24 protein-coding genes are annotated in these 26,277 nt (G+C 62.9%); 21 read left to right on the forward strand and 3 right to left on the reverse strand.

All coding sequences use genetic code 11. The features are described from left to right. The first annotated feature begins 113 nt into the window (after positions 1-113). The 17 genes from VGO12_RS31795 (at position 114) to VGO12_RS31875 (ending at position 18,210) form a co-directional block, all read left to right on the forward strand. On the forward strand, positions 114-896 hold the full coding sequence (locus tag VGO12_RS31795) for an ABC transporter substrate-binding protein (protein ID WP_327516721.1): 783 nt from the start codon (positions 114-116) through the stop codon (positions 894-896). 77 nt (positions 897-973) lie between these two features. Beyond that, positions 974-1,621 (forward strand): amino acid ABC transporter permease, encoded by a 648-nt coding sequence (locus tag VGO12_RS31800; protein ID WP_327516722.1) that lies wholly within the window; start codon positions 974-976, stop codon positions 1,619-1,621. 11 nt (positions 1,622-1,632) lie between these two features. Then, the gene (locus tag VGO12_RS31805; RefSeq protein ID WP_327516723.1) at positions 1,633-2,292 is read left to right on the forward strand and encodes an amino acid ABC transporter permease; all 660 of its coding nucleotides are present in this window, start codon (positions 1,633-1,635) and stop codon (positions 2,290-2,292) included. Continuing rightward, positions 2,289-3,053: an amino acid ABC transporter ATP-binding protein gene (locus VGO12_RS31810; protein WP_327516724.1), complete on the forward strand. Its 765-nt coding sequence runs from the start codon at positions 2,289-2,291 to the stop codon at positions 3,051-3,053. Before VGO12_RS31805 ends, VGO12_RS31810 begins: the two co-directional genes overlap by 4 nt. Before the next feature lie 10 nt (positions 3,054-3,063). Further along, positions 3,064-4,698, forward strand: coding sequence for a N,N-dimethylformamidase beta subunit family domain-containing protein (locus VGO12_RS31815; RefSeq protein WP_327516725.1), 1,635 nt, complete (start codon positions 3,064-3,066; stop codon positions 4,696-4,698). A 12-nt stretch (positions 4,699-4,710) separates the two neighbouring features. After that, a complete protein-coding gene (locus VGO12_RS31820) occupies positions 4,711-6,078 on the forward strand; it encodes an aspartate aminotransferase family protein (RefSeq protein WP_327516726.1) in 1,368 nt (455 codons plus the stop codon). A 10-nt stretch (positions 6,079-6,088) separates the two neighbouring features. Further along, positions 6,089-7,033: a 3-keto-5-aminohexanoate cleavage protein gene (locus VGO12_RS31825; RefSeq protein WP_327516727.1), complete on the forward strand. Its 945-nt coding sequence runs from the start codon at positions 6,089-6,091 to the stop codon at positions 7,031-7,033. A 52-nt stretch (positions 7,034-7,085) separates the two neighbouring features. Then, the gene (locus VGO12_RS31830) at positions 7,086-7,595 is read left to right on the forward strand and encodes a GNAT family N-acetyltransferase (RefSeq protein WP_327516728.1); all 510 of its coding nucleotides are present in this window, start codon (positions 7,086-7,088) and stop codon (positions 7,593-7,595) included. A 13-nt stretch (positions 7,596-7,608) separates the two neighbouring features. Next, entirely contained in the window at positions 7,609-8,640 is a 1,032-nt protein-coding gene (locus tag VGO12_RS31835) for a histone deacetylase family protein (RefSeq protein WP_327516729.1), read from the forward strand. A 502-nt stretch (positions 8,641-9,142) separates the two neighbouring features. Continuing rightward, on the forward strand, positions 9,143-10,705 hold the full coding sequence (locus tag VGO12_RS31840) for an ABC transporter substrate-binding protein (RefSeq protein WP_327516730.1): 1,563 nt from the start codon (positions 9,143-9,145) through the stop codon (positions 10,703-10,705). A gap of 58 nt (positions 10,706-10,763) precedes the next feature. Continuing rightward, positions 10,764-11,735 (forward strand): ABC transporter permease, encoded by a 972-nt coding sequence (locus VGO12_RS31845; protein WP_327516731.1) that lies wholly within the window; start codon positions 10,764-10,766, stop codon positions 11,733-11,735. A gap of 10 nt (positions 11,736-11,745) precedes the next feature. Further along, complete coding sequence (locus VGO12_RS31850; RefSeq protein WP_327516732.1) at positions 11,746-12,696, forward strand: ABC transporter permease; 951 nt, start codon at positions 11,746-11,748, stop codon at positions 12,694-12,696. Between the two features lie 3 nt (positions 12,697-12,699). Beyond that, a complete protein-coding gene (locus VGO12_RS31855; RefSeq protein WP_327516759.1) occupies positions 12,700-13,893 on the forward strand; it encodes an amidohydrolase family protein in 1,194 nt (397 codons plus the stop codon). After that, complete coding sequence (locus VGO12_RS31860) at positions 13,890-15,374, forward strand: amidohydrolase family protein (protein ID WP_327516733.1); 1,485 nt, start codon at positions 13,890-13,892, stop codon at positions 15,372-15,374. The genes VGO12_RS31855 and VGO12_RS31860 overlap by 4 nt, the downstream gene beginning before the upstream one ends. After that, positions 15,371-16,357, forward strand: coding sequence for an ABC transporter ATP-binding protein (locus VGO12_RS31865; protein ID WP_327516734.1), 987 nt, complete (start codon positions 15,371-15,373; stop codon positions 16,355-16,357). Before VGO12_RS31860 ends, VGO12_RS31865 begins: the two co-directional genes overlap by 4 nt. Next, positions 16,354-17,334 (forward strand): ABC transporter ATP-binding protein, encoded by a 981-nt coding sequence (locus VGO12_RS31870; RefSeq protein ID WP_327516735.1) that lies wholly within the window; start codon positions 16,354-16,356, stop codon positions 17,332-17,334. Before VGO12_RS31865 ends, VGO12_RS31870 begins: the two co-directional genes overlap by 4 nt. A 225-nt stretch (positions 17,335-17,559) precedes the next feature. After that, positions 17,560-18,210, forward strand: coding sequence for a YceH family protein (locus VGO12_RS31875; protein ID WP_327516736.1), 651 nt, complete (start codon positions 17,560-17,562; stop codon positions 18,208-18,210). Between the two features lie 64 nt (positions 18,211-18,274). Here VGO12_RS31875 and VGO12_RS31880 read toward each other — a convergent pair whose 3' ends face one another. Beyond that, the gene (locus VGO12_RS31880) at positions 18,275-19,006 is read right to left on the reverse strand and encodes an aspartate/glutamate racemase family protein (RefSeq protein ID WP_327516737.1); all 732 of its coding nucleotides are present in this window, start codon (positions 19,004-19,006) and stop codon (positions 18,275-18,277) included. Between the two features lie 340 nt (positions 19,007-19,346). Between VGO12_RS31880 and VGO12_RS31885 the strand changes: the two genes are divergently transcribed. After that, the gene (locus VGO12_RS31885; RefSeq protein ID WP_327516739.1) at positions 19,347-20,033 is read left to right on the forward strand and encodes a GntR family transcriptional regulator; all 687 of its coding nucleotides are present in this window, start codon (positions 19,347-19,349) and stop codon (positions 20,031-20,033) included. A gap of 71 nt (positions 20,034-20,104) precedes the next feature. Next, positions 20,105-20,932: a bifunctional allantoicase/(S)-ureidoglycine aminohydrolase gene (locus tag VGO12_RS31890; protein WP_327516740.1), complete on the forward strand. Its 828-nt coding sequence runs from the start codon at positions 20,105-20,107 to the stop codon at positions 20,930-20,932. Positions 20,933-21,058: 126 nt separating this feature from the next. Here VGO12_RS31890 and VGO12_RS31895 read toward each other — a convergent pair whose 3' ends face one another. Continuing rightward, positions 21,059-22,867, reverse strand: coding sequence for an ABC transporter ATP-binding protein/permease (locus tag VGO12_RS31895; protein WP_414650808.1), 1,809 nt, complete (start codon positions 22,865-22,867; stop codon positions 21,059-21,061). A 254-nt stretch (positions 22,868-23,121) separates the two neighbouring features. Between VGO12_RS31895 and VGO12_RS31900 the strand changes: the two genes are divergently transcribed. Further along, the gene (locus VGO12_RS31900) at positions 23,122-23,970 is read left to right on the forward strand and encodes a class I SAM-dependent methyltransferase (protein ID WP_327516742.1); all 849 of its coding nucleotides are present in this window, start codon (positions 23,122-23,124) and stop codon (positions 23,968-23,970) included. A 44-nt stretch (positions 23,971-24,014) separates the two neighbouring features. Here VGO12_RS31900 and VGO12_RS31905 read toward each other — a convergent pair whose 3' ends face one another. Continuing rightward, positions 24,015-25,301, reverse strand: coding sequence for a S41 family peptidase (locus VGO12_RS31905; RefSeq protein ID WP_327516743.1), 1,287 nt, complete (start codon positions 25,299-25,301; stop codon positions 24,015-24,017). 198 nt (positions 25,302-25,499) lie between these two features. On the opposite strand from VGO12_RS31905, the gene cmoA reads away from it, so the two are divergent. Further along, a complete protein-coding gene (cmoA, locus tag VGO12_RS31910; RefSeq protein WP_327516744.1) occupies positions 25,500-26,267 on the forward strand; it encodes a carboxy-S-adenosyl-L-methionine synthase CmoA in 768 nt (255 codons plus the stop codon). Positions 26,268-26,277: the final 10 nt, after the last annotated feature.

The following is a 26,277-nucleotide window of genomic DNA, read 5'->3' on the forward strand; positions in this document are numbered from 1 at the left end:
TTATCTATTTGCGCAATGCTGAAGCGGAAGCAATCATGAAATTCGGAAGGCGTCCTTTGCCAGACCCAAGCGCACGAGAAGGCGCCCCTATCCAGAGGAACAAGGAACATTTCATGAAGATTCTATTCTCGGGCCTCATGGCCGCGACGCTGACCATTGCTGCGACCTTTGCCCCCGTATCCGCCCGGGCCGACGACCTTGAAAATGTCAAAGAGGCCGGCGAGCTGAAGATTGCCATGTCCGGCCAATACCCGCCGTTCAACTTCGTCAATGAAGAGAACCAGGTCGTCGGCTTCGACGCTTCGATCGGCCAGGCCATCGCCGAGCGCGTCGGCGTCAAGGGCACGCTGGTGACAACCGCATGGGACGGCATCATCGCCGGCCTGCTTGCCAACAAATACGACACGATCGTCGGCTCGATGACGATCACGCCCGAGCGCGAGAAGGTCGTCGATTTCGTCGGTCCCTATTACCATGCCGGCCGTGCCGTCTTCGTCAGCGAGGAGTCGGCCGTCCAGAAGCTCGATGAACTCAAGGGCAAGACGCTCGGCGTTACGCTCGGCGAAACCCACGAAAAATGGGCGCGCGAACAGGGCGGCTGGGACGTGCGCACCTACAAGGGCCTGCCCGAACTGCTGATGGAACTGAAGAGCGGCCGGGTCGATGCAATCGTCGTCGACAACATCCCGGTCATGGTTGCTGTCAAGGAAACCGGCGAAAAAGTCCGTCGTCTCGAAACCCCCGATATCGAAGGTGGCAGTGTCGCGATCGGCATCGCCATCCGCAAGAACAACCCGGAACTGAAGGCAGCCATGCAGAAGGCGCTCGAGGACATGCTGGCGGACGGCTCCTACGAGAAAATCGCCATGCAGTGGGTCGGCAGTGACATCCGCTGATCACGACGCTTCCCGTCTCTCCGGCCGCCGCGTGCGCTGCGGCCGGAGGTCATGAATTCGCCTTCCGGAGTTCCCCCATGGACGTTTCGCTGGTGCAGCGCGTCTTCCCGTTTTTCGTGGAAGCGGCGTGGATCACGATCGAGATTTCAGTACTTGCGCTTGCGCTCGGCCTTGTCGTCGCGTTCCTGATAGCAGCGGCAAAAATGTCGCGCTCATTCGTTCTGCGGGCCTTCGGCACCGCCTATGTCAGCCTGTTTCGCGGTACTCCCTGCCTGATCCAGCTGTTCGTGATCTATTTCGGCGGCCCGCAGATCGGCATCAATCTTGAGCCCTTTGCCGCCGGCGTCATCGGTCTCGGGCTGAACATCGGCGCCTACATGGCCGAGTCCATCCGCGGGGCGGTCCTGTCCGTCGACCGTGGCCAGACGGAGGCCGCCCGCTCGATCGGTTTTGGCCGGTTCCAGACGATGCGCAAAGTGGTGCTGCCGCAGGCGGCGCGTCTGATGATCCGGCCGCTCGGCGTCAATGCCGTTGCGCTCGTCAAGGGCTCGGCGCTGGTCTCGACGATCTCGGTGGTCGAACTCACCTACACGGCCCAGCGCTATATCGGCTCGACCTACAAGCCGTTCGAGATCTTCGGCGTCGCCGCCGTGCTCTACATGCTCATCGTCTATGTCGTCGCGCGGATCGTCGATCTCATCGACCGACGCTACGCGATCGCCTGAGGGAGGCTTAAATGCAAGGTCTCGATTTCAGCGTCGTTCCGCCCTACGCCGACATTCTCTGGATGGGCGTCTGGTGGACCGTCGTCCTGACTGTCTCCGCCGCCGCGATCAGCTTCATCTTCGGCATCATCTTTGCCCTTGTCGTGCTCTACGCGCCGAAACCGGTCGCTCTTCCGGTGCGCGGGTTCATGTGGTTGTTCATGGGCACGCCGCTGCTTTTGCAGCTGTTCCTGATCTATTACGGACTTGGCCAGCTCGGCATCAAGATCCCGGCCCTGATTGCAGGGATCATCGGCCTCGGGCTGCACTTCGCCGTCTACAACGCCGACATCCTGCGTGCCGGCATCGTCGCCGTCGATCCCGGACAGACGGAGGGCGCTCGCAGCCTCGGTTTCGGCCGGATGCAGACACTGCGCTACTTCGTCGTGCCGCAGGCGATCCGCAACACGGTGCCTGCCATGGGCAACAACCTGATCGTGCTCCTGAAAGAATCATCGCTGGTTTCGATCATCGGCATCGCCGAACTGGTGCACGCAGCACAGCTCGCCATCAGTGAAACCTTCCGGCCGTTCGAATTCTACATCACGGTCGCCGCCCTCTATTACATCCTCAATCTCGTCCTTGAAGCGGGTCTGCGCCAGGTCGAAAAGAACGTGGAGGTCTCCCGATGACCGCTCAAAAACCCATGGTCGAAGTCAAGGGTGCCCGCAAGAACTACGGTGCGCTGGAAGTCCTGAAGGGCATCGACCTGTCTGTTGCCCGCGGCCAGATCGTCGCGATCATCGGCCCGAGCGGCTCGGGCAAAAGCACGCTTCTGCGGTCGATCAACCATCTGGAGACGCTGAACGGCGGCGAGATCTGGCTCGATGGTGTGAAGGTCAATCAGGACCTTAAGGGGCAGGCCTTCGAGCGACACATCAACGCCGCGCGCCAGCAGATGGGCATGGTGTTCCAGCACTTCAATCTGTTCCCGCATCTGACGGTGCTTGAGAACATCACCATGGGCCCGGTCATCCTGAAGGGCATGGCGAAGGCGGCAGCCCGCGAGCTTGCGGTCGGGCTTTTGTCGAAGGTGGGCCTTGCCGAGAAGGTTGATGCCTATCCGTCCCGTCTTTCCGGCGGACAGAAGCAGCGTGTCGCGATCGCCCGGGCTCTCGCGATGCAGCCGAAGGTCATGCTCTTCGACGAGGCGACCTCGGCGCTTGATCCGGAGTTGGTCGACGAAGTGAACACGGTGATGAAGCAGTTGGCCGCCGAGCATATGACGATGCTGATCGTCACCCACGAAATGCGCTTTGCCGGCGAGGTTGCCGATCGCGTGCTGTTCATGGACGGTGGCGTCGTCGTCGAACAGGGCGCGCCAAGCGAGATCTTCCGCCAGCCGACGCAGGAACGCACGCGCGCGTTCCTCAAGAAATATCTTGCAGCGTGATGGGGCCGCCATGGAGAAAGCCAATCAGTATCCCAATTTCGGACTGACGCCGGAACAGCGCCGCGAAGCGGTGCTTGGCCACTACTACGAATATCCTGGCATGGACGGTGAGCGCGGCGAGATCTGGTGCTACACCGACGCCTACGCCTATCCGCCCGGCGCCATTGTGCGGCTGCAGGTCAGTTCGACCGCGGCGTGGTTCTCTCTTGAAATCGTTCGCGATGGAGCCGCCGAAACGAGCGTGCTGAAGCGCGACGGCCTTGCCGCGCGCTGGCAGGAAACGCCGGACCAGTGTTCGGTCAGCAGCTGCGGTTGGGAAACGAGTTTCGAGTTCAGGATCGCCGAAGACTGGCCTTCCGGCGCCTACCGCGTCACCTTGAGGGCAGAGGGCAGGGACGGTTCTCCGATCCATTGCCACCACCTGTTCATCGTCAGGCCGATCGCCGGTCTCAAGCCGGGCCGGGTGCTGCAGGTCGCTGCCACCGGGTCCTGGACGTCCTACAACACCTGGGGCGGCTCGAACCACTACCAGGGCATTACCGGTCCGAACCGCGATCAGTATGCGACGACCGTCAGCATCGAGCGCCCGTTCTGCCGTGGCTTCGTCGTGTTGCCTCCGGATGCACCGCGCGTGCCGCTTGAAATCCACGCGCCGATGGCGGTGGCGCCGCGTTATCCGCACATGGAATGGGCCTATGCCAACGGCTACTCCAAGAAATACGCCTCGTCCGGCTGGGCGAGCTATGACAGCCACTTCTTCCGTTGGGCGGAACGCCAGGGCTACGCCGTCGATCTTGCCAGCCAGCATGAGCTGCACTTCAATCCGGAAATCCTCGACGGTTACGATTGCGTCGTCTTCGTCGGTCATGACGAATACTGGACCTGGGAAATGCGCGATGCGGTCGATACTTATGTCGAGCGCGGCGGCCGGGCGGCGCGATTTGCCGGCAACTTCATGTGGCAGACGCGCCTCGAAGACGGCGGCAAACGCCAGGTTTGCTACAAATATCGCTCACGGGCCGAGGATCCGGCCTATCGCTCGGCCGATCCGACGCGCACGACCGGTTCCTGGGAGGCGGCCGAGATCGGCCGGCCGGGATCAGCCACCTTCGGGCTGAACGCCACGCGTGGCCTCTATGTCGGCTGGGGCGGTTGCGCGCCGCGCGGCGCCCGCGGCTTCCCGGTCTATCGGCCCGAACATTGGGCCTTCGCCGGAACGGGCATCTACTACGGCGACATCCTCGGTAGCGAAGGCCACGCCTTCGGCTACGAGGTCGACGGTCTCGACTACATCATCCGCGGCGGACTGCCGGAGCCCACCGAAGACAGCGGCGCGCCGGAGGGTCTCGAAATCCTCGCGCTCGGCATGTCGTCGCTGAAGGAAGAAAGTCCGGATATTCCCGCCGACGATCAGTTCCTGTCGGATGCGGATGCCAAGTTCGTTGCCGAAACGCTGATCGGCGACAGCGGCGCTGCGTCCGTCGAGCGCGTCAAGCGCGGCTGTGGCATGATCGTCAATTTCCCGCGCGGAAAAGGCGAGGTGTTCCACGCCGGAAGCTGCGAATGGGTGGCGGCACTCAAGCGCGGCGACGCGATGGTCGAGCGCGTCACCGCCAATGTTCTGAATCACTACCTCAATCGCTGACAGAGATTTGCCATGCTCAAGACGACAGCTTCCAATGAACGGCCCGCCTCGCATCTTTTCTACCAGTCGCGCCTGCGTCGGCCGCTGGTCGACCGGGCGGAGGGTATCTATCTCTACGACCAGGACGGACGTCGGGTGATCGACGGTTCCAGCGGCGCCATGGTGGTCAATATCGGTCACGGCAACCGCAATGTTCTCGATGCGATGAAGCGGCAGATGGACCGGGTCACCTTCGCCTATCGGCTGCACTTCGAAAACGAACCGTCAGAGGACCTTGCGCGCCGAGCCGCCGAAAAGCTTCCCGATGGAATGGACAAGATCTTCTTCGTCTCCGGTGGGTCGGAGGCGGTGGAATCCTGCCTGAAGCTCGCGCGGCAATGGGCGGTCGCCACCGGCCAGAAGGATCGCTGGAAGGTCATTTCGCGCTTTCCCTCCTATCACGGCGGCACGCTTGGCGCGCTCGCGGTCACAGGCTACGCGGCCCTTTCGGAACCCTTCTCGCCGATGATGCGCGAGATGCCGAAGGTGCCGGCACCAACAGCCTATCTCGACCGCGACAACCTGACGATGGAACAGCGCGGCATCAAATATGCCGACATGCTGGAAGAGCGCATCCAGGCGGAGGGCCCGGAAAGTGTGCTCGCCTTCATCATGGAGCCGATCGGTGGCGCATCGACCGGAGCGCTTGTGGCGCCCGACAGCTACTATCCGCGCATCCGAGAAATCTGCGACAAATACGGCATCCTCCTGATCCATGACGAAGTCATGAGCGGTGCTGGCCGCACCGGGAAATTCCTTGGTGGCGATCACTGGAACTGCCGGCCGGACCTCATCGCGCTGTCGAAGGGCTTCGCCTCCGGCTACTGCCCGCTCGGCGCCATGGCTGCGCCGTCGCGGATCGTCCAGCCGGTGCTCGAGGCGGGCGGCTTCCAGCATGGCTTCACCTATGCCGGCAACCCGCTGGCCTGCGCCGCCGGTCTCGCCGTCCTCGACGAGATCGATCGTCTCGGACTGATTGAGAATGCGGCTGCCATGGGAGAGGTCCTGAAGGCGGAACTCGTGTCACTTTCCAGCCGCTTCCCCTTCATTGGCGACGTGCGCGGCAAGGGGCTGCTGCTGGCGGCCGAGTTCGTCTCGGACCCAGAAACGATGAAGCCCTTGCCGAAGGAGCTGAACGCGCATCAGCGCATGGTGGATCTCGCCTATGAGCGCGGCCTGATCATCTACTCGAGGCGCACGCGCGGTGGTGTCGAGGGCGATCATTTCCTGGTCTGCCCGCCGATGATCATCACGCGTGAGCAGATCGGCGAGATCGTCACCATCCTCGGCGACGTGCTCGATGTGCTTGCCGAAGAACTCAACCTACCCGTCAATCGCTGAGGGCTTGACCATGACGAAAGCCAAGACATCGCGCAAAGTGATCATCACCTGCGCGGTGACGGGATCGGTGCATACGCCGACCATGTCGCCCTACCTGCCCGTGACACCAGACCAGATCGCTTCCGAGGCGATTGCAGCGGCGGAGGCCGGGGCTTCCATCCTGCATCTGCATGCGCGCAACCCCGAGGATGGCCGACCGTCCGCGGACCCGGCGCTGTTCATGCAGTTCCTGCCGCGCATCAAGCAGGCCTGCGATGCGGTGATCAATATCTCCACCGGCGGCTCGTCGCTGATGGCGCTGGAGGACCGGCTTGCGGCTTCGCTGCGGGCCGAACCGGAAATGTGCTCGCTCAACATGGGCTCGATGAACTTCGCGCTCTTTCCAGCTCTCGACAGGCCGATGGAGTGGAAGCACGAATGGGAGCCGCAGCTTCTCGAAGCCACGCGCAACTCGATCTTCAAGAACACCTTCGCCGACATGGAGTTCATCCTGACGCGGCTCGGCCAGGGCTGCGGCACGCGCTTCGAATTCGAATGCTATGACGTCGGCCATCTCTACTCGCTGGCGCATTTCCGCGACCGCGGACTGGTATCGGGTCACCTCTTCATCCAGTTCGTCTTCGGTATTCTCGGAGGCATCGGCGCGGATCCTGAAAACCTGACGCATATGAAGCGCATTGCCGACAAGCTATTCGGCGACGACTACTCATTCTCTGTGCTCGCCGCCGGTCGCCACCAGATGCCGATGATCACCATGGCGGCTGCCATGGGCGGTAACGTGCGTGTCGGACTTGAAGACAGCCTCTATAACGGCCGCGGAACCCTTGCGGTCAGCAATGCCGATCAAGTGCAGCGCATCCGCAAAGTACTGGACGCGCTGTCGCTCGAGGTTGCAACGCCGTCCGAGGCGCGCGCCCTTTTGGGATTGAAGGGCGGAGACAACGTCGCGTTCTAGTGGCATTGAGGGTGCCAATGCGCGAGGCATATCGAATGAAGGAAAATATGCGATGACGAAGATCGGCGATGCCTCGGAGGTAACGATCCGCACCGGGCGACCGGAGGATGCCGAGGCTATGCATCGCGCCATCCTCGCGATGGGTCGCGGGCTCGGCATGGAAACCAAGATCACCAGCACTGAGGAGGACTTTCGCCGAAGTGGTTTTGGCCCCGAGGCCGCCTTCGGCACCTTTGTCGCGGAAGTCGATGGAGAACTGGTCGGCCTCTGCCTTTATTTCCCGATCTTTTCGACCTGGCGCGGGCGGCCCGGTGTCTTTGTGCAGGATCTCTATGTCGATCAACGCCTGCGCGGACAGGGTGTCGGCGAACGGCTGCTGCGCGCGGCAGCAAGCTGGTCGAAGGCGCGGGGCGGGGACTATTTGCGCCTTTCGGTCGACGTCGAAAACCTTGGTGCCCAGCGGTTCTATGAACGGCTCGGCATCAGCTGGCAGAAGGGCGATCACGAACACGCGGCATACGGCGACGCCTTCCGGGCGCTCGCCGAGGGACTAACCGATTGAGGACGGAGACAGCATGAAGACCTTCTATGCAGCCGAACAGAAGCGCCATGACCCGAAGGCATTCCTGTCGAGTGGCGCGCCGCAGCCCAATCCGGAACAGCCCGAGCGGGTCGAACGCCTGCTTACTGGTGCCCGCGCCGCCGGCTGCGAAATCCTGCGACCGCGCGATCACGGGCTTGGCCCGATCGCGGCCGTGCATACGCCCGAATATCTCGAATTCCTTGAGAACATCTACACCCGCTGGCAGCGCATTGCCGATGCGTCGGAGGAAGTTATCCCGAACATCCACCCGCTGGCGCGCGGTGGCCGTTATCCAGCGTCTGCCGTCGGACAGGCGGGTTACCACATGGCCGACACGGCATGCCCGATCTCGGGCGAGACCTGGGAGAGCGTACGCTGGAGCGCCTGGAGCGCTGTCGAGGCGGCCGACGCGGTGATGGGGCGTGAGCGGGCCGCCTATGCCCTCTGCCGACCGCCCGGCCATCACGCCTTTGCCGACGTTGCCGGCGGCTTCTGCTTCATCAACAATTCGGCCGTCGCGGCGCAGCGTTTCCTCACCAATGCCGCACGCGTCGTGATCCTTGATATCGATCTGCACCATGGCAACGGCACGCAAGGCATCTTCTATCAACGCTCGGATGTGCTGACGGTCTCGATCCACGCTGACCCGGTGCGCTTCTATCCCTTCTTCTGGGGACACGCGGACGAGCGCGGCGAAGGACCGGGGCTCGGCTACAACCTGAACCTGCCGCTTGAACGCAAATCCGGTGACGCGGAGTTTCTGGCGGCGCTCGACGTTGCCTTTCGCCGCATCCGCGCCTATGCACCGGACGCCCTGGTGGTGGCACTCGGGCTCGACGCCTTTGAAGGCGATCCCTTCGGCGGCCTGTCCGTATCGACTGCGGGCTTCTCGCGGATCGGCGAAGCGATCGCAGGGCTCGGATTGCCAACGGCGATCGTCCAGGAGGGCGGATATCTCTGCGATGCGCTGTCGGACAACCTGACGGCGTTTCTGACCGGGTTTGGTGCAGTGGCCGCGCGCTGACGGATCGCGCTCGGGTCATTTGGCAACCTGCGCGTCGGGCAAGCGCGAGGCGATGCCGGGTTATGCAGGTGGATACCCTCATCACCACCAAAGCGCGCAGCATGACCTCCCGTTTTGCCAGGTCGCCGCTGCGTAAGTTCGATCTAGCGTTCGGCGAAAGCTGACGCAACAATCCCCATCCCTTGGTTGACGACCATAGCCCGCCGCATCGCAGCAAGTCGGCGGGCTGCTGCGTCTGTGTGCTCGCGATAGGCGCTCTGCGTGCAAAGTCTCCTCGATAAAAATCGTCTTATGGTTGCGATCCACGCGGCCCGTTTTCGGCGTCCCGGTCGCGCTTCAGCGCCCCTGATTTTCTGCGTCCTTGATTTTGGACAATTATGCATACAACATTGTCGACAAAATAGTTGACATTGGCGTCGGCAACTTCAAATCTAGGGCCACTGCCCAAGAGCGGTCGCCGACGCCGGGCAGGGCGACTGATGAGAAAACTAAAGGGAACGACATGAAATTGAGAAAGCATCTCCTTGCGGGGCTGGCATTTGCCGCTCTTGCATCCACCGCATCTGCCGAAACGCTGCGTTGGGGCAGCCCGCGGGATATCTTTTCGCTCGACCCCTATTCCTATGGCAGCACCTCGAATCTGGCCTTCCTCAATCACGTCTATGAGGGCCTGACGCGCTATACGCCGGAGTTCAAGGTCGAGCCGGCACTCGCGACCAGCTGGGAGATGGTTTCCGACAAGGTCTGGCGCTTCCATCTGCGCAAGGGCGTGAAGTTCCAGAACGGCGCCGATTTCAACGCTGACGACGTCGTTGCCTCCATGGCCCGCGTCAGCCACCCGACGTCGCCGCTGCGTGGCAACATCCCGGCCTATGTCTCGACGACGAAAGTCGACGACTACACGGTCGATATCGCAGTGAACTCGCCGAACCCGCTGTTCCTCAACGACATGACCAACATCTTCATGTTCGACAAGGACTGGCTGGTCGACAACAAGTCCGAACTGCCGACCGACGTCGGCGCAAAGGTCGAAGGTTACGCCACCTACAACACCAACGGCACGGGTCCGTTCAAGGTCGAGTCGCGCGTTCCCGATAGCAAGACGGTTCTCGTCAAGAACGACGGCTGGTGGGATACGCCCAAGCACAACCTCGACCGGATCGAGTTCATGCCGATCACCTCGGCAGCGACCCGCGTCGCAGCGCTGCTTTCCGGCGAAATCGACCTGACCGACGGTGCGCCGGTGCAGGATCTGGAGCGGCTCAAGAGCTCGCCTGACATCAAGGTCATCGAGCGCACCGACCTGCGCACCGTCCATATGGTCTTCAACCGCCACGAGACCTTCGCCGACGGCCGCGAGAACTTCTTCAACAACATCAAGGTCCGCCAGGCGATCGACCATGCGATCGACCGCCAGCTGATCTTCAAGCGGGTGATGCGCGGCAAGTCGCATGTCGCCGGCACCATGGTTGCACCGGAAATCCCGGGCTACAGTGCCGAACTCGACGTGCCGACCGCTTATGATCCGGAACTCTCCAAGACGTTGCTTGAAGAGGCAGGCGCCGTCGGCAAGGAGTTCACGCTCGTCTGCATGAACGACGAAAGCGTCAACGAGGAAGACGTCTGCAGCGCGCTCGTCTCGATGCTGTCGCGCGTCGGCCTGAAGCCGACCCTCGACATCGGCCCGCGTGCCGTTCAGGCGCCCAAGCGTGCCGGGGGCAAGTCCGACGCCTACATGATCGGCTGGGCCAATGAGCCGACGCTCGACGCCTATTCGATCCTGGTTCAGGTGCTTTCGACCCGCGAAGGGGCAGCCGGCGTTGCCAACTATGGCGGCTGGTCCTATCCGGAATTCGACGCCATGGTGAAGAAGGCGGCACTCGAGATGGATCACGACAAGCGCCTGGCGATCGAAACCGAAGCGCTGAAGTTCGCCAAGGACGAGGTCATCATGATCCCGCTGCACCAGCAGCCGATGGCCTGGGCGATGTCGAAGACCGTCACCGACGTCACCATTCGCGCCGACAACAAGCCGCGCCACTGGCTGACGCGTATCGGCGATTGACTTTCCTAGTCCCGGCAGAGCTCGCTCTGCCGGGCCATCTCATTCTGCGAGAAACCGAATGATTGTCTTTCTCATCAAGCGGCTGGCCAATGCCGTGCTGGTCATGCTTGCCGTCGCCTTGCTTGCCTTCCTGATCTTTCGCTTTGCCGGCGATCCGGTCGAGCTGATGGCCAACGAGCAGATGTCGCAGGCCGACCGGATCGAACTGCGCGAAAAACTCGGGCTCAACGACCCGTTCCTGACCCAGTTCGGTCGCTTCGTCGTCAACGCCGCACAGGGCGACTTCGGCATCAGCTATCGCAACGGCCAGGACGTGATGAAGCTCATTGCCGAGCGCTTCCCGGCCACCATGGAACTGGCGCTGGTTGCAACCGTGCTGTCGTTGCTGATTGGTATCCCGCTTGGCGTGATCACCGCGATCCACCGGGGGCGATGGTACTCGGAAGGGCTTCAGTTCGTCAGCATCATCGGCGTCTCACTGCCGAGCTTCGTCGTCGGCATCCTCCTGATCCTCGTTTTCGCCGTCACCTTCGGCCTCGTGCCCGCCTTCGGCCGCGGCGACGTGGTGCAATTCGGCTGGTGGAGCACCGGCCTGTTGACCGCTTCCGGTCGCGCCTCGCTGCTTCTGCCGTCTCTCGCGCTCGCGCTCTATCAGATCACCCTGGTGATGCGGCTCGTGCGCGCCGAGATGATGGAGGTGCTGCGCTCCGACTTCGTCAAGTTTGCCCGCGCCCGCGGCGTGCCGCGCTGGCGCATCTATTTCCGACACGCGCTCAGAAACTGTCTGATGCCGGTCGTCACCATGACGGCGATGAATTTCGGGTCGCTGATCGCCTTCGCGCTGATCACCGAAACCGTCTTCCAGTGGCCGGGCATGGGCATGCTGTTCATTCAGGCGGTGACCTTCCTCGATATGCCGGTCATGGCGGGGTATCTCTGCATCGTCTCCTTCATCTTCGTCACGCTCAACACGCTCGTCGACATCGCCTATGCGGTCATCGATCCGCGGTTGCGCGATGCCACCCGCTGAGGTCGCTGCCATGACAGATCACGTCCAGCAAACCACACCGCCAAGCCGGCCCTCTCGGCTGAGCCGCTTTCGCCAGAGCGACCTCTGGTGGTCCTTCACCCACAAGCCGTCTGCAATCATCGGCGCCGTCATCCTCACCTGCCTGATCGTGACGGCTTTCGCTGCGCCGCTTATCGCGCCGCAGAACCCGTTCGATCCGGCCCAGCTCGAACTCTGGAATTCCGAGCTGCCGCCGATCTGGGAGGCTGACGGCCAGTGGCCCTATGTGCTCGGAACCGACACGCAAGGGCGCGACATGCTCTCGGCCATCCTCTACGGTTCGCGCATCTCGATCCTGATCGGTGTGGCCTCTGTCGTCCTGTCGCTCGCCGTAGGCTTAAGCCTCGGCCTCGTCGCCGGTTATTTCGGCAAGTTCATCGACAACTTCCTGATGCGCATCGGTGATGTGCTGCTCTCGATCCCGACCATCCTGATCGCCATCCTGGTCAGTGCGGTTGCGCGACAGATGCTGCCACCGGAACTGCGCGACGTCGGCTCCGCCGCGGTTCTGGTACTGGCGATCACGCTCAGCGCCTGGGTTCAATATGCCCGCACCGTGCGCGCGCAGACGATCGTCGAGCGCGGAAAGGAATATGTCCAGGCAGCGCGACTTTTGAAGACGCCGGCGCGGCGCATCATGCTGAAGCACATCCTGCCGAACACGCTGACCCCGATCATGGTCGCCGCCACGCTGAACTTCGGCATGGCGATCCTGACGGAGGCGACGCTCTCCTTCCTCGGCATCGGCATGCCGCCGAGCCAGCCGAGCCTTGGAACCCTGATCCGCCTCGGCAACCAGTTCCTGTTCTCGGGTATCTGGTGGGTCGTGCTCTTCCCAGTCGTCCAGCTTTGCCTTCTCGTGGTTTCGGTCAACCTGCTCGGTGACTGGCTGCGCGATGCGCTCAATCCGAAATTGAGGTGAATGATGTCCAATCTCCTGATCCGTAACGTCAGGCCTGATGCCGGCGAGGCGACCGATATTCTGGTGCGCGACGGCAAGATCGCGGCATTCGGCAAAGGCCTTGTTGCCGATGGCGTGGCCGTCGAAGATGGTAATGGCCATATCGTGACCTCCGGTCTCGTCGAAGCCCATACCCATCTCGACAAGTCGGTCTGGGGCATGCCCTGGCATGTCAACGCGAAGTCTGCGACGCTGCGCGAGCGTATCGACTTCGAACGCGAACAGCGGCTTGAAATCGGCATCGAACCGCACCGCCAGTCCATGCGCCAGGCGATCATGCTTGCCGCCAATGGCGCAAGCCACATCCGCAGCCATGTCGACATCGATACCACCCATGGCCTGCGGCTGATGGAAGGCCTTATCGAGACGCGGCAGGCGCTTGAAGGTGTCATCGACATCGAGATCGTCGCCTTCCCGCAGTCCGGCCTCGTCACCCGGCCGGGCACGGTCGAGTTGCTCGACCAGGCTCTGAGCAAAGGCGCAGAAGTCCTTGGCGGTATTGATCCTTGTGGCATCGACCGCGACCCGAAGGGACACCTCGACGCGATCTTCGGCCTCGCCGACAAGCATGCTAAGCCGATCGACATTCACCTGCACGAACAGGGCGAACTCGGCGCCTTCAGCATGGAGATGATGTTCGAGCGCATCCGCGCGCTCGGTATGCAGGGCAAGGTGGCCATCAGCCACGCCTTCGCGCTCGGCGCTCCGGACTACCTGCGCGTCGGCGGCCTGATCGAGCAGATCGCCGAACTCGACATCCGTATCATCACGACCGGTTCGCCGTCCTCGACCGTGCCGTCGATCCTTCGACTGAAGGACGCCGGCGTGAAGGTTGCCGCCGGCTGCGACGGCATCCGCGACACCTGGGGTCCGTGGGGGCAACCCGACATGATGGACCGCGCTCGCATTCTCGGCATGAAGAATGGCCTGCGCCGCGACGTTGATCTCGAACATGCGCTCTATGTCTGCTCGAGAGGCGGCGCCGAGGTGATGGACATCGCTGGCTATGGTCTGGATGTCGGTTGCAACGCCGATTTCACCCTTCTTTCCGGCGAGACACTGGCCCATGCCGTCGTCGACGTCGCCCCGCGGCCGCTGGTGGTCAAGCGTGGTCGTGTCATTGCCCGCAACGGCGTTTCGGAGGTCGCCATTCCATGAACAGCATCAAGGATTTGAAACTCGGCCGCCGGCCCGATGGCCGCACGCTGCTGACGGCGCAATGGGTACTCGGCCATCGTGATGGCACCCATCGGTTGATCCCGAACGGCGAAGTCGTCATCGAAGGCGGCACGCTGCTCTATGTCGGCCCGCGCTTTGAAGGCGAAGTGGCGAGAAGGATCGATCTCGGCGCGGCCATGATCAGTCCCGGCCTGATCGACCTCGACGCACTCTCCGACCTCGACACGACGGTCCTTTCGATCGATCACCAGCCGGGCTGGGCCAAGGGCCGCGTGTGGCCTCGCTCCTACATCGAACGCGGCCCCTACGAAATGTACACACAGGAGGAACTGGCGTTCCAGAAGCGCTTTGCCTTCGCCCAGCTTCTCCTGAATGGCATCACGACGGCCGCGCCGATCGCCTCGCTCTTCTACCGCGAGTGGGGCGAGACCGTTGCCGAATTCGCCGCTGCATCGGATGCAGCCGGCGACCTCGGTCTGCGCGTCTATCTGAGCCCTGCCTATCGCGCCGGCGGCATGATGGTGACGGCACCAGGTGAGCTCGAAGCGATCTTCGACGAGGCAAGGGGCCTGAAGGGTCTCGACGATGCCATCGGCTTCATTCGCGAGCACGAAGGCAGTCATGGTGGCTTGGTCAAGGGCCTGCTGGCGCCCGACCGGGTGGAGACGTGCACGGAGAAGCTGCTCGTCCGCACTGCCGATGCGGCGCGCGATCTCGATTGCCCGATCCGCCTGCATGCCGCACAGGGTACGATGGAGGTCGATACCGTCCGCCGCCTGCACGGCAAGACCGCGCCGGAATGGCTTGCGAGCTTCGGTTTCCTCAGCGATCGCCTCATTGCGCCACATGCGACGCAGGCAACCGACAACGATCTTCGCCTCTATGCCGAGCACGGTGTCAGCATCGTGCATTGTCCGCTGGTGTCGGCCCGCGGCGGCAGCACGCTCAATTCCTTCCGCTCGGTCAAGGCGCGCGGCATCAACATCGCCATGGGCACCGACACGACGCCCCCGGACATGCTGATGAACCTGCTGGTCGGCCTGATCACAGCCCGCGTGGCTGAAAATGACGCGAGCGCTGTCAGCTGCGCCGACCTTTTCGATGCCGCGACCCTCGGCGGCGCCAGGGCGCTCGGCCGGTCGGATATCGGCAGGCTTGAGGCGGGTGCGCGCGCAGACATCGCCGTCTTCGACCTTATGGACCACCACATGGCGCCGGCGATCGACCCGATCACGACGCTCGTCGTCGGCGGATCGGGACGCGTCACCAAGGCGGTCTTCGTCGATGGTCGCCTCTCCATGCGCGATGGCGAGGTTGCGGACTTCGACATGAACGCCGCCCGCGTGAAGGCTCAGGCACAGTTCGATGGGCTGGTGGCGAAGTATCCGGAGCGCAGCTTCGGCCACCCGCCGGTGAGCGAAATCTTCCCGCCAAGCTATCCCTTGGAGGTCAAGCGATGAAAGACCACTCCTCGTCGGCCGTGCTCGACGTGCGCGGCCTGTGTGTCGAGTTTCCCGGCCGGCACGGAACGGTTCAGGCGCTTTCCGACGTTTCGCTCAGCATCCGGCCGGGCGAAATCCTCGGGGTCGTCGGCGAATCCGGCGCCGGCAAGTCGATGACCGGCCTTGCCGTCCAGGGCCTGCTGGAGCCGCCCGGCCGGATCTCCGGTGGCGAGGTCTGGCTCGGCGACCGTCGCATCGATCAGCTCGACGACAAGGCGATGCAGCAGGTGCGCGGCCGGCAGATCGGCGCGATCTTCCAGGATCCGCTGACCTCGCTCAATCCGCTCTTCACCATCGGCGCCCAGCTTGTCGAAACCATCCGCCTTCACCTGAAGCTCTCCAAGGCCGATGCCAAGGCGCGCGCCATTCAGCTTCTGAAGGAGGTCGGCATTCCGGCGCCCGAGGCGCGGTATGACCACTACCCGCATCAGTTTTCGGGTGGCATGCGCCAGCGCGTCGTCATTGCCCTGGCGCTCGCCGCCGAACCGAAGCTGATCATTGCCGACGAACCGACGACGGCGCTCGACGTCTCGATCCAGGCGCAGATCACCTCGTTGCTGCGCCGGCTGTGCGACGATCATGGCACGGCGGTCATGCTCGTCACCCACGACATGGGCGTCATCGCCGAGACGGCCGACCGCGTTGCCGTGATGTATGCCGGACGGTTGGTCGAGATCGGCCCGGTCGCCGAAGTGCTGAAGACGGCGCGTCATCCCTATACACGCGGCCTGATGGGCTCGATCCCGGCACTTGGCCGGCGGGTCGAGCGGCTGAACCAGATCGACGGTTCGATGCCAAGGCTCAACGCTATCCCGGCCGGTTGCGCCTTCAACCCGCGCTGCCCGGATGCCGGACCGCGTTGCCGCAAGGATCGGCCCGATCCGACCGTGGTCGGTTCAGGCGTCAGCGCATGCTGGCTCAATGCTGGAGGAGTTCTATGAGTGACGCCCTGACGGTCAACGACCTGACCTGCAATTTCGATGTGTCGGCTCCCTGGCTCAACCGCGTGATCGAACGCAAGCAGAAGCAGTTCGTGCGGGCGGTTGACGATATCAGCTTTTCCGTACCGATGGGCGGCTGCCTGAGCCTCGTCGGCGAATCCGGTTGCGGCAAATCGACGGTGGCAAGGCTGGTGACCGGCCTTTATCGCGCCAGTCACGGCGAGGTGCGCTTTGCGCCTGGTAAGAGCGGCGAACAGCTTGCGGCCCAGATGATCTTCCAGGATCCCTATGCCAGCCTCAACCCGCGCTGGCGGGTGCGCAACATCATCGCCGAGCCCCTGCGCGAACTGAAGCTGCGCAACTCGGAAACAGAAATCATGGAGCGGGTCGGCGAGCTTTTGACGATCGTCGGCCTTGCGCCGTCCGATGGCGCAAAATTCCCGCATGAGTTTTCGGGCGGTCAGCGCCAGCGGATCTCGATCGCCCGCGCGCTTGCAGGAGAACCGGAGTTCCTTGTTTGCGACGAACCCACCTCGGCGCTGGACGTGTCGGTACAGGCGCAGATCCTCAACCTCATGCGCAAGCTGCAGGACGAGATGGGACTGACCTATCTGTTCATCAGCCACGACATGAGCGTGGTGCGCCACATGTCCGACCGCATCGCGGTGATGTATCTCGGCCGCATCGTCGAGGAGGCGGACACGGAGACGCTGTTTGCCAATCCGCGGCACCCCTATACGCAGCTGCTGCTGGAGACGATCCCGGATATCACCCACCCCAAGCGTGGCCGCAACATGGTCGCAAGCGAGGTCCCAAGCCCGCTGAACCCGCCATCGGGCTGTACCTTCCACCCACGCTGCCCTCTGGCGGACGGACGCTGCAAGAGCGAACGACCGGAGATGCGCAGCTTCGCCGACGGCTCCCGTGCCGCCTGCCATCGCATCGAGGAAACCGCGAAGGCCGCCAACGCAGCCTGAACATCCCACCTTTCCCTGCGACTTGGGCTCCGTGCTGTGCCAGTCACGGAGCCTCTTTTTGTTCTGCGTGAAGATAAATGTCGGCTTGCTAACCGGAAAACAACGAAATAGGCCGATGACCATTTCCGGGCTTCGACACTCACGCTAGGTTAGGGGCCGAGAGGCGGGCCTTGTCCGTCTGGGAGATCCCTGGGGATCGCTTGCGTTGATTTGAAGAGTTAGTCCATGAACACGACCGCCGACACCGATTTCCCCGTTCTCAATGCCGTTGAGGCCCGCATCCTTGGATGCCTGATCGAGAAGAAGGAAACGACACCCGACGTCTATCCGCTGACGCTCAATGCGGCGCATGCGGCGGCGAACCAGAAGACAGCGCGTGATCCCGTCATGGCGATCGAGCAGGTGGACGTCCATCGCGCGCTCGCATCGCTGGTGCAAAAGGGCCTTGTCCGCCAGGCGTTCGCGTCGCGGGTCGAACGCTACGAACACATGGTGGCGAGCCGCTTTTCGTTGACTTCGCCACAGATTGTCGTGATTGGCCTGCTTCTGCTGCGCGGTCCCCAGACGGCCTACGAACTCTGGGCGCGCAGCGAGCGCATGACGCGTTTTTCCTCCATGGAGGAGTTGAAGGACAATCTCGACCTGATGATCGGCCGCCGTCCACCGCTGATCGTGCAACTGAACCGCGGCGCCGGCCAGCGCGAGGATCGCTTCGCGCATCTGCTTTGCGGCGAGGTGGAGCAGCCAAGCGCGGAACGCGTAGCGTTCGTCCCGACATCGGGCGGGGCGGGGCTTTCGGCCCTCGAGGAAAGGTTGCAACTGCTCGAGCAGCGCGTGGCCACGCTGGAAGAACAGCTGGACGCCTTGACCAGGTAATACGCAGCAGCCGGTGTCGTCCGGGCAGGTTGACGCCCGGACTGTCTGTTCCCGCTTGGCCTTATCAGGCGGAGGCGACTGCGCGGTCGGCCGCCGCGTCCTTGGGACGTGGATAATCGTACGCGCCGACCTTCGAGGTGGCGTACCCGCCACCGACAAGTGCCTCGGCAAGTTTCACCGCTGCCGTGACGCCGTCAATGACCGGCATGCCGGTGCGCGCCTTCAGCCGATCACAGAGTTCGGACATGCCCGCGCAGCCAAGGATGATCGCTTCGGCCCCGTCCTCCTGGCGGGCCCTTTCGATCTCCTTCACCAGCATCTCCTCGGTGTGGGCAAGATCCTCCTCGAGCGCCAGCACCGGCATGTCGACCGAACGGACCTTTCTGCAGCGATGTCCGGCGCCATAAGCCTCGGCAAGATCTTCGATGATCGGCACCGAGCGGGGCAGGGTGGTGATGATGGTAAAGCGCGTCGCGATGGTCATCGCCACCTGCACGGCGGCCTGGCAGATGCCGATGACCGGCCCTCGGGCGATTTCGCGTGCCGCCCCGAGGCCGGGGTCGTCGAAACAGGCGATGACGTAGGCGTCGACGCCGCGGGCCTCGCCCTTCCTGATTTCCGCAAGCATCGCAGGCACGGCCATGGCTTCATCCGCATGACCTTCGATGCTTGCGGGGCTCGATGTCGGGTTGGTCGACAAGAGCTCCGTGCCGGAGGCTGCGACGCGTTCGGCGCTCCGGTGGGCCTGTTCGGTCATCGAGCGGGTGGAGTTTGGATTGATGAGCAGGAGGCGCATTAGCTCGATTTCCGCAGAACGTTTGTGAGGGGGGCGTGGGGCGCAAAGCAGCTGTTGGCGCTCTGGCGCGCCGTCGGTCGACGGCGGACGAATTTCGCAGTCGGGCGGTCACGGTCCCGGGCTGGTAAGTCGGTGAAATCGAAGTCCATCGAAGCTCTCAAGAGGCGCCGCGTCCTGCGCTTTTGCGGGGAAGGCGGTCGTGTTTAAGCGGTTGCCATTGCACATCAAGTTGCGGTACACAATATTGTCTACAATTTTGTAGTCAATATCTAACTGCAGCGGATGGAATTGACTTTGAGCGCCGCACGGCGAGAGTAAGCGAACGGCTAAGGGAGATTTCATGTACAACGCGGACGAGGCTGCCGGCGCGCCGACGGCGATCATTTGCGAAAAGATCTGGCTGGCGATCGCCGAGCGGCGCCTGCGGCCGGGAACGCGACTGAAGGAAGAGCAACTCGCAGAGATCTTCTCCGTCAGCAGGGCCCGCATCCGTCAGGCGTTGACGGCGCTTGAGCGCGATGGCCTCGTTACCATCATGCCGAACCGGGGTGCGTTCGTTTCCGAACCCTCGGTCGATGAAGCGCGCGACGTCTTCGTCGCGCGCCGGGCAATCGAGCAGCGTGTCGTCGAGCGCCTCTGCGAACGTGCAAGCCCCAAGGATATTGTTCGGCTGCGCGGCCATATTGAAGAAGAGCGGATTGCCGGTCGATCAGGAAATCTCTCTGATATCGTTCGGCTTTCCGGCGGATTTCACCTGCTGCTCGCGGAGCTTTCCGGCTCGGCCTTCCTGTTCGGGATCCTGCGCGACCTCGTTTCGCGCACCTCGCTGATCACGGCGATGTACCGCTCCAACCACCTGCACAATTGCGGTCCGGACGAGCACCTGGCGGTGGTCGAGTTCATTGCGGCGCGGGACGTCACGAGCGCTGTTCGCGAGATGGCGGAACACCTGCACCACGTCGAAGCGGAACTGGACCTGGACGAGGAGAAGGACCAGCCGCGCGACCTGCGCACGGCGCTGCTTTGACGTCAATGCCCGAACCCAATTGCACCGCATTTCAAGAGGAGGCGGTGCGTCTACCTGGACTGAAGGAAGTCATGACCAACCGTAACTATTATGCGCCGCACGGCGGCAACCCGCCACAGACCCAACTCCTGTCGGACCGCGCCGTCTTCACCGAGGCCTATGCGGTGATTCCGAAGGGGACGATGATGGACATCGTCACCAGTTACCTGCCGTTCTGGGACAAGACCCGGCTGTGGATATTGTCCCGGCCGCTCTCCGGTTTTGCTGAAACATTTTCACAATATATCATGGAAATCGCTCCGGGCGGCGGCAGTGACCGGCCCGAACTCGACGCGGGCGCCGAAGGCGCGATCTTCGTGGTCGAAGGCGAATTGACCGTGACGCTCGATGGCAAGGCCCACAAGATGCAGCCGGGCGGCTTTGCCTTCATTCCGCCGGCCAGCAACTGGTCCGTTCGCAACGGAAGCGAAGCGCCTGTTCGGTTCCACTGGGTGCGCAAGGCCTATGAGCAGGTCGATGGCCTGCCCGTGCCGGAAGCCTTCTTCACCAACGAAGCCGAGATCACGCCGTCGCCGATGCCGGGCACTGACGGCAAATGGGCGACCACCCGCTTCGTCGATCCGTCGGATCTGCGCCACGACATGCACATGACCATCGTCACCTTCGAGCCTGGTGCGATCATCCCCTTTGCCGAGACCCACGTCATGGAGCACGGGCTCTACGTGCTCGAGGGCAAGGCGGTCTATCGCCTCAACCAGGATTGGGTCGAGGTCGAAGCCGGCGACTACATGTGGCTGCGCGCCTTCTGCCCACAGGCCTGCTATGCCGGTGGCCCGGGCAAGTTCCGCTACCTGCTCTACAAGGACGTGAACCGCCACATGAAGCTGCGGTCCCGCTAGTCCAATTGCCTTTGCCTCAACAAAAACCGCGCATCCAGACGGATGCGCGGTTTGTTTGTTTTCAATGAGATGCAGCCAGTTGCGCAAGTGGGTTTCCCAACGCGAGCCACCGGCGCGGCGGACCTCTCAGTCCACCAGTTGCGGGTCGGCCGGCTGCAGGCTTCTTGGCTGCAGGCGCCGGAGCGTATTGCCGGTCGGGTTCTTGTCGAGATGCAGCACGCGGGTGAAGAACTCGTTGGCGCGCTCTGTCCGTCCGATGTTGACGATCGCCACCCCTTGAAGTTCCTCGTCGAAGAAGGACAGGACGCGCTGGTAGGCGTCGTCCTCCAGCGCGTCGAGCGCCTCGTCGATGATGAGCCAGCGCGGTTTGTGCAGGCTGAGGCGAGCAATGGCCAGCAGCCGTTGCTCGGCTTCGCTGAGGTTCATCTGCTTGCGCGCATCCTGATCGAGCCTGCCGCTCAGCCGACCGAGGCCGACCTTGGACAGGACTGCCGCAAGTTCGCCCTTGCTGTAGCTGTCCGGCGCGCTCGGATAAGCGAGCACCTCACCGAGGCTTCCCGGCGGGAAATAGGGCGACTTCGGGATGAAGGCGAGGCCGTCGTCGACCGGCAGCGCAATGCGTCCGTATCCCCAGGGCCAAAGTCCGGCAATCGCCCGGAAGAACGGAGCCTTCTCCACTTCCGGTGCGCCCGTGACCAGCACGCGCTCGCCGGGTTGGATCGTGACGCTCGGTTCGCGAAGCTTGATGCAGCCGGTTGGCGAGACGATCTCGACGTTGTCGAAGCTCATCTGCGGGGCATCCGACGTCTTGAACTCGATGCGCTTGTCGCCTTCGTGCCGCTCGTCCGTCATCAGCAGCGCTGACCGGAATGCGGCGACGCGCAGCAGCGTCGCGCGCCAGTCGGCGATCGCGCCGATGTTGTCGACGAACCAGCGCAGCGACGCATGCACCTGGTTGAAGGCGCCGACCGCCATCATCAGCCCGCCGAAACTCAGGTCGCCGGCGAAATAGACGGGTGCTGCGATGACGATCGGGGCAACGACGGTGATCCAACCGTAGCCGCCGGTCACCCAGGTGAGCCGCGTCACAGCGCGCAACAGGCCGTAGCTGATTTCGAGCACCGAAGCGAGGTCCCGCTGCAGCCGCTTCTTTTCGCCAGCTTCGCCGGACGAAAGCGAGACAGCTTCGATGTGCTCGTTGACGCGCATCAGGGAGAAGCGCAGCGCCGCCTCGCGAGCGTAATGTTCGCCGTTGAGCGCTACAAGCGGACGACCGACCAGCCAACTCAGCCAGGACGCCGTGCCGGCATAAAGAATGGCGGCCCAGACCATGTAGCCGGGGATCGCGAAGGCATATCCTGAGACATGGAAGACGAATCCATCCGAGAGCGACCACAGAACGCCGATGAAGCTCACCAATAGAATGCCGGATTGCAGCAGGCCGATCGACAGGCCGGCGGACAGGTCCGTCAGGTGGCGGGCATCCTCATGGATACGCTGATCCGGGTTGATGCCGATCGCCCCGGCGTTGGCGAGCCGAAAGGCGCGCGTCGGCCGCATCCATTCGTTGATGAGGTCCTCGGTCAGGCCCTCGCGCAGGCGCAATTTAATGACCTGGCCGAGCCAGGTTTGCAGCACGTTGAGGATGAGGAGGACGCCGGCGATCTGGGCGAAGACGACGAGCTGATGCAGAAAGGCGGGGAGGTCGCGTCGCTCGAGCGTGTCGTAGAATGGCTTGTACCATCGGTTGAGGATGATCTGGCCAAAGGCTGTCACAACGATGACAACGATGATGCCTACACTCAACCAGATGATCTTGTTGCGCAGCGGTGAGGCCATGAAGGCCCTATGCATCATCCGCAATTGATCACCGAGGGGTTGTTCGTCGCTGGGTTCTGTCCGGCCGTTATTCTTGCCGTTCGTCCGGTTCGACATCGGTGCGAATCTCTCCTTCCCGGTCTCCTCCATCAGAATATACCTTGCCTTGCTCGGTCTCCCTAGTCCGTATTCCCTCACTCTACATTTCAGACACGGCAAGTACGTTCCCAAGGGAACTGCGCGACCATCGCGCGCAGCGTCGGGCCATATGGCCGCGGTGCGGCTGCTTGCGAATTTCATTTGTAACTTCGCCCCCCGGGTTCATAGTTTTCAGGGGAACGAGAGATCACAGGCGCAAGGAAGGACCGGGCATGTCCGGGCATCTCGATCAGATAAGGGACCAGCAGAAAGAGACTTGGGACCGTTTTTCCGCCGGGTGGAAGACGTGGGACGAGCTTGTTCTTCGCTGGTTGTCGCCATTCGCGACCGCGATGATCCGGCATGCGGCGATTGAGGACGGAGATCGGGTGCTCGACGTTGCAGCGGGCACGGGCGAACCGGGACTGACGGTCGCCACCGCCATTCCAAATGGCCACGTGACCGTCACCGACCTTTCCGACCGCATGCTCGAAGCCGCGGCCGATAACGCGAGAAGACGCGGTATCACCAATTTCGAGACCAAGGCGTGCGACGCCGGTGCCTTGCCTTTCGACGACGCGACGTTCGACGCCGTTCTCTGCCGGTTCGGTTTCATGTTTTTCCCGGATGTCGCAACGGCGGCGCGACAGTTGACGCGGGTGGCGAAACCGGGAGCACATGTTTGCGCCGCCGTCTGGGGTGCGCCTGAAAGGAATGCCTGGGCGACGACGATCATGACGACAATCGCCCGGCACGTGGACATGCCGAAGCCCCCGGAGGGCGCGCCGGGTCTGTTTCGCTGTGCGGCGCCCGGGATGATGGCGGCGGCATTCACCGATGCCGGCCTGCGCGATATACACGAAGAAGACGTCACCACCGTCATGGTGCACGACACGCCGGAGGCCTATTGGACCTTCATGATCGAGATCGCAGCACCCGTGGTTGCCGGACTGGCAAAGGCGGACGACGGTGCCCGTGCGCGGATCAAAACTGACGTCCTGCAACTCGCCAGCCAGTCGATGCGTGCAGGCAAGGTGGAGCTGCGTTCGACCGCAACCGTCATCGCCGGCACGCGGGCTTAGGCGGCAAGGCCGTCAGGCAAAGCCATGGCAAGCGCGGCTGGGCGCTACCGCGTTACGCTCCGATCCCACTCCGGTATGCCGATCGGTCCGGCGCCAAGGATCAGCATCATCTCGCCCATCGCAGCTTCGCGTTGCGGATCTCTGCCAGCCGCATAGGCAAGCGGAAATGAAACGGGCACGTCAGGCGCAAGACCGACGCCCTCGAGCCGCAGATCGTCGCCGATGACAGCGTCGGAAACTGCCAGTTCCAGCAGGCTGTCATCGGGCAATATGTAGGCGCGCCCGGCAAGCAGGGCGCCGGCGGTGCGTTCACCCACCAACGGGACTGCATTCTGCCTGAGCGTATAGGCAAAGAGTTCGAGACCGCTGCGTGTGCCCTTGTCGATCAGTGCCACGACCGGTTTCTTCCATCGGAAGTTCGCAAGCGTCGGATCCCCCCGGCGCGGGACCAGCCGGAAGGTCGGCGTGCCGCCGACGAGAAACTCCGCCGCGTCCGCCGGTCCCCCGCCCCATCGGCCGCGCAGATCGACCACGAGGCCTTCAGCGTCCGTCAGGCGCCCATGCAAAAGTGCCTCAGCGACGATATCGAGACCCTCGCGCGTCGAGAGTGTCCATAGTCGGACATAGCCGATCCTCCGGCCGTTGTGCTCGCTGATGGTCATGCTCTCTTCGATCGCCCGCTGGAACATGGGCAACGGCCTCAGTCGCTCGACCTCGACGCGCGCCGACAGCGGCTCGGCGTCGCGATGCCGCCGCAACCGGATCTCCACACCGCGGCCGACCTTGGTGTCGAACGAACCGATTTCGCTATAAGGCTTCCCATCCACCGCGATGATTTCGTCCCCCACCAGCAGGCCCGCTTTCTTGGCGGGGGATCCGTCATAGACGTCACTGACGAAACGCTTTCCCTCAAGAACGCTCGTGACCATGCCGATCCCCGGATAGCGGGCCTCGCCATCAGGCGGAAACAGCCGTCTTGTGTCGTTGCGGATGGCGAGGCGGAAGATGTCGGAAAGCTCGAAGTAATCGATGCTGCCGGTCGTGAAGCGTCCGGTGTGGGAAACCTGAAGACTTGCGAGCACGGAGGCGATCGCCTGATTGACCCGGTTGGCGGTGCTCGTTGCGGATATCGGTGCTGCCGCTGCATTGATCTCGGCCCGCACCGCGGCGTTGAAACGGTCAAGCGCCTTGTCGTCATAGAAATTCGTGTTCACCAACTCGACCACTCGGTCAAACACCGGCTGGCCCGAGCGCGGCAGGTCTTGCGCCCGAGCGACGGGCAAAAGGACAAGAAGGCCGATCAAAAGCGCACCGGTCATTCGAGCGTGCATGGCTGCCTCCGGCTCCAGGTCGCATCATTATCGACAAATGCACGCTCACACGCCCCGCAAGATTGCGTGATCACGAGGTTCGGCAGCCGCCCGCCTTTCAGGTTCATGTCAGGAATCGATGGCCTTGTGCGGCGGATCGAGCGGCAAAGCGGGTTCCGCCACGCCGCGGGACGTGTCTTGGAACAAAGGAAAGTGCGAATGGTTGGCAAGGCCCCGCATTTACATGTGCACGAAAACAACCTCAGACGGGATGACCTGTTCGCAGCACCAGACCAGAACATCGGCGACTTCGCCTTCAATGCGACAGTAGCAGCCGTGTTCGACGACATGGTCAGCCGCTCGGTTCCCTACTACGGCGAAATCCAGCGCATGGCATGCGAGCTCGCGAAAGACTTCGCCGAGCCCGATACCAACCTCTACGACATCGGCTGCTCGACGGCGACGACGCTGCTCGGCCTTGATGGCATCGTCGCGCCGGCGGTCCGTTTCGTCGGGATCGACAATGCCCCCGACATGATCGAGAAGGCCCGGGAGAAGATCGCGGACGCCGGCACCAGCCGGTCGATCGAGCTTAGAGGTGGCGACCTGCACCAGGGCGTGGACATCCACAATGCCAGCGTCGTGATGATGCTTTTGACGCTGCAGTTCGTGCGTCCTCTCTATCGCGAACGGGTCATGCGCGGGATCTACAACGGATTGAACGAACGCGGCGCGCTTTTGCTCGTAGAAAAGCTCACCAGCGAGGATTCGACCTTCAACCGCCTCTTCATCGAACACTATTACGACTACAAGCGCCGCAACGGCTACTCCGAGATCGAGATCGCCAAGAAGCGCGAGGCGCTTGAAAACGTGCTCATTCCCTACCGGCTGGAGGAGAATTTCCAGCTTCTGAAGGAAGTCGGCTTCCGCAGCGTAGAGGTGTTTTTCCGCTGGTACAATTTCAGCGGCATCATCGCCATCAAGTAGGGGCCCCGGC

Source organism: Ensifer sp., assembly GCF_035999135.1.
Taxonomy (GTDB): domain Bacteria; phylum Pseudomonadota; class Alphaproteobacteria; order Rhizobiales; family Rhizobiaceae; genus Ensifer.

What these genes read in the sequence shown, in the direction of transcription:
- VGO12_RS31865 (WP_327516734.1), top strand. Translation starts at nt 15,371, where the DNA reads ATGAAAGACCACTCCTCGTCGGCCGTGCTCGACGTGCGCGGCCTGTGT.
- VGO12_RS31840 (WP_327516730.1), top strand. Translation starts at nt 9,143, where the DNA reads ATGAAATTGAGAAAGCATCTCCTTGCGGGGCTGGCATTTGCCGCTCTT.
- VGO12_RS31895 (WP_414650808.1), bottom strand. Translation starts at nt 22,867, where the DNA reads ATGTCGAACCGGACGAACGGCAAGAATAACGGCCGGACAGAACCCAGC.
- VGO12_RS31850 (WP_327516732.1), top strand. Translation starts at nt 11,746, where the DNA reads ATGACAGATCACGTCCAGCAAACCACACCGCCAAGCCGGCCCTCTCGG.
- VGO12_RS31875 (WP_327516736.1), top strand. Translation starts at nt 17,560, where the DNA reads ATGAACACGACCGCCGACACCGATTTCCCCGTTCTCAATGCCGTTGAG.
- VGO12_RS31880 (WP_327516737.1), bottom strand. Translation starts at nt 19,006, where the DNA reads ATGCGCCTCCTGCTCATCAATCCAAACTCCACCCGCTCGATGACCGAA.
- VGO12_RS31905 (WP_327516743.1), bottom strand. Translation starts at nt 25,301, where the DNA reads ATGCACGCTCGAATGACCGGTGCGCTTTTGATCGGCCTTCTTGTCCTT.
- VGO12_RS31835 (WP_327516729.1), top strand. Translation starts at nt 7,609, where the DNA reads ATGAAGACCTTCTATGCAGCCGAACAGAAGCGCCATGACCCGAAGGCA.
- VGO12_RS31855 (WP_327516759.1), top strand. Translation starts at nt 12,700, where the DNA reads ATGTCCAATCTCCTGATCCGTAACGTCAGGCCTGATGCCGGCGAGGCG.
- VGO12_RS31795 (WP_327516721.1), top strand. Translation starts at nt 114, where the DNA reads ATGAAGATTCTATTCTCGGGCCTCATGGCCGCGACGCTGACCATTGCT.
- VGO12_RS31870 (WP_327516735.1), top strand. Translation starts at nt 16,354, where the DNA reads ATGAGTGACGCCCTGACGGTCAACGACCTGACCTGCAATTTCGATGTG.
- VGO12_RS31830 (WP_327516728.1), top strand. Translation starts at nt 7,086, where the DNA reads ATGACGAAGATCGGCGATGCCTCGGAGGTAACGATCCGCACCGGGCGA.
- VGO12_RS31900 (WP_327516742.1), top strand. Translation starts at nt 23,122, where the DNA reads ATGTCCGGGCATCTCGATCAGATAAGGGACCAGCAGAAAGAGACTTGG.
- VGO12_RS31800 (WP_327516722.1), top strand. Translation starts at nt 974, where the DNA reads ATGGACGTTTCGCTGGTGCAGCGCGTCTTCCCGTTTTTCGTGGAAGCG.
- cmoA (WP_327516744.1), top strand. Translation starts at nt 25,500, where the DNA reads ATGGTTGGCAAGGCCCCGCATTTACATGTGCACGAAAACAACCTCAGA.
- VGO12_RS31825 (WP_327516727.1), top strand. Translation starts at nt 6,089, where the DNA reads ATGACGAAAGCCAAGACATCGCGCAAAGTGATCATCACCTGCGCGGTG.
- VGO12_RS31890 (WP_327516740.1), top strand. Translation starts at nt 20,105, where the DNA reads ATGACCAACCGTAACTATTATGCGCCGCACGGCGGCAACCCGCCACAG.
- VGO12_RS31885 (WP_327516739.1), top strand. Translation starts at nt 19,347, where the DNA reads ATGTACAACGCGGACGAGGCTGCCGGCGCGCCGACGGCGATCATTTGC.
- VGO12_RS31860 (WP_327516733.1), top strand. Translation starts at nt 13,890, where the DNA reads ATGAACAGCATCAAGGATTTGAAACTCGGCCGCCGGCCCGATGGCCGC.
- VGO12_RS31845 (WP_327516731.1), top strand. Translation starts at nt 10,764, where the DNA reads ATGATTGTCTTTCTCATCAAGCGGCTGGCCAATGCCGTGCTGGTCATG.
- VGO12_RS31815 (WP_327516725.1), top strand. Translation starts at nt 3,064, where the DNA reads ATGGAGAAAGCCAATCAGTATCCCAATTTCGGACTGACGCCGGAACAG.
- VGO12_RS31810 (WP_327516724.1), top strand. Translation starts at nt 2,289, where the DNA reads ATGACCGCTCAAAAACCCATGGTCGAAGTCAAGGGTGCCCGCAAGAAC.
- VGO12_RS31820 (WP_327516726.1), top strand. Translation starts at nt 4,711, where the DNA reads ATGCTCAAGACGACAGCTTCCAATGAACGGCCCGCCTCGCATCTTTTC.
- VGO12_RS31805 (WP_327516723.1), top strand. Translation starts at nt 1,633, where the DNA reads ATGCAAGGTCTCGATTTCAGCGTCGTTCCGCCCTACGCCGACATTCTC.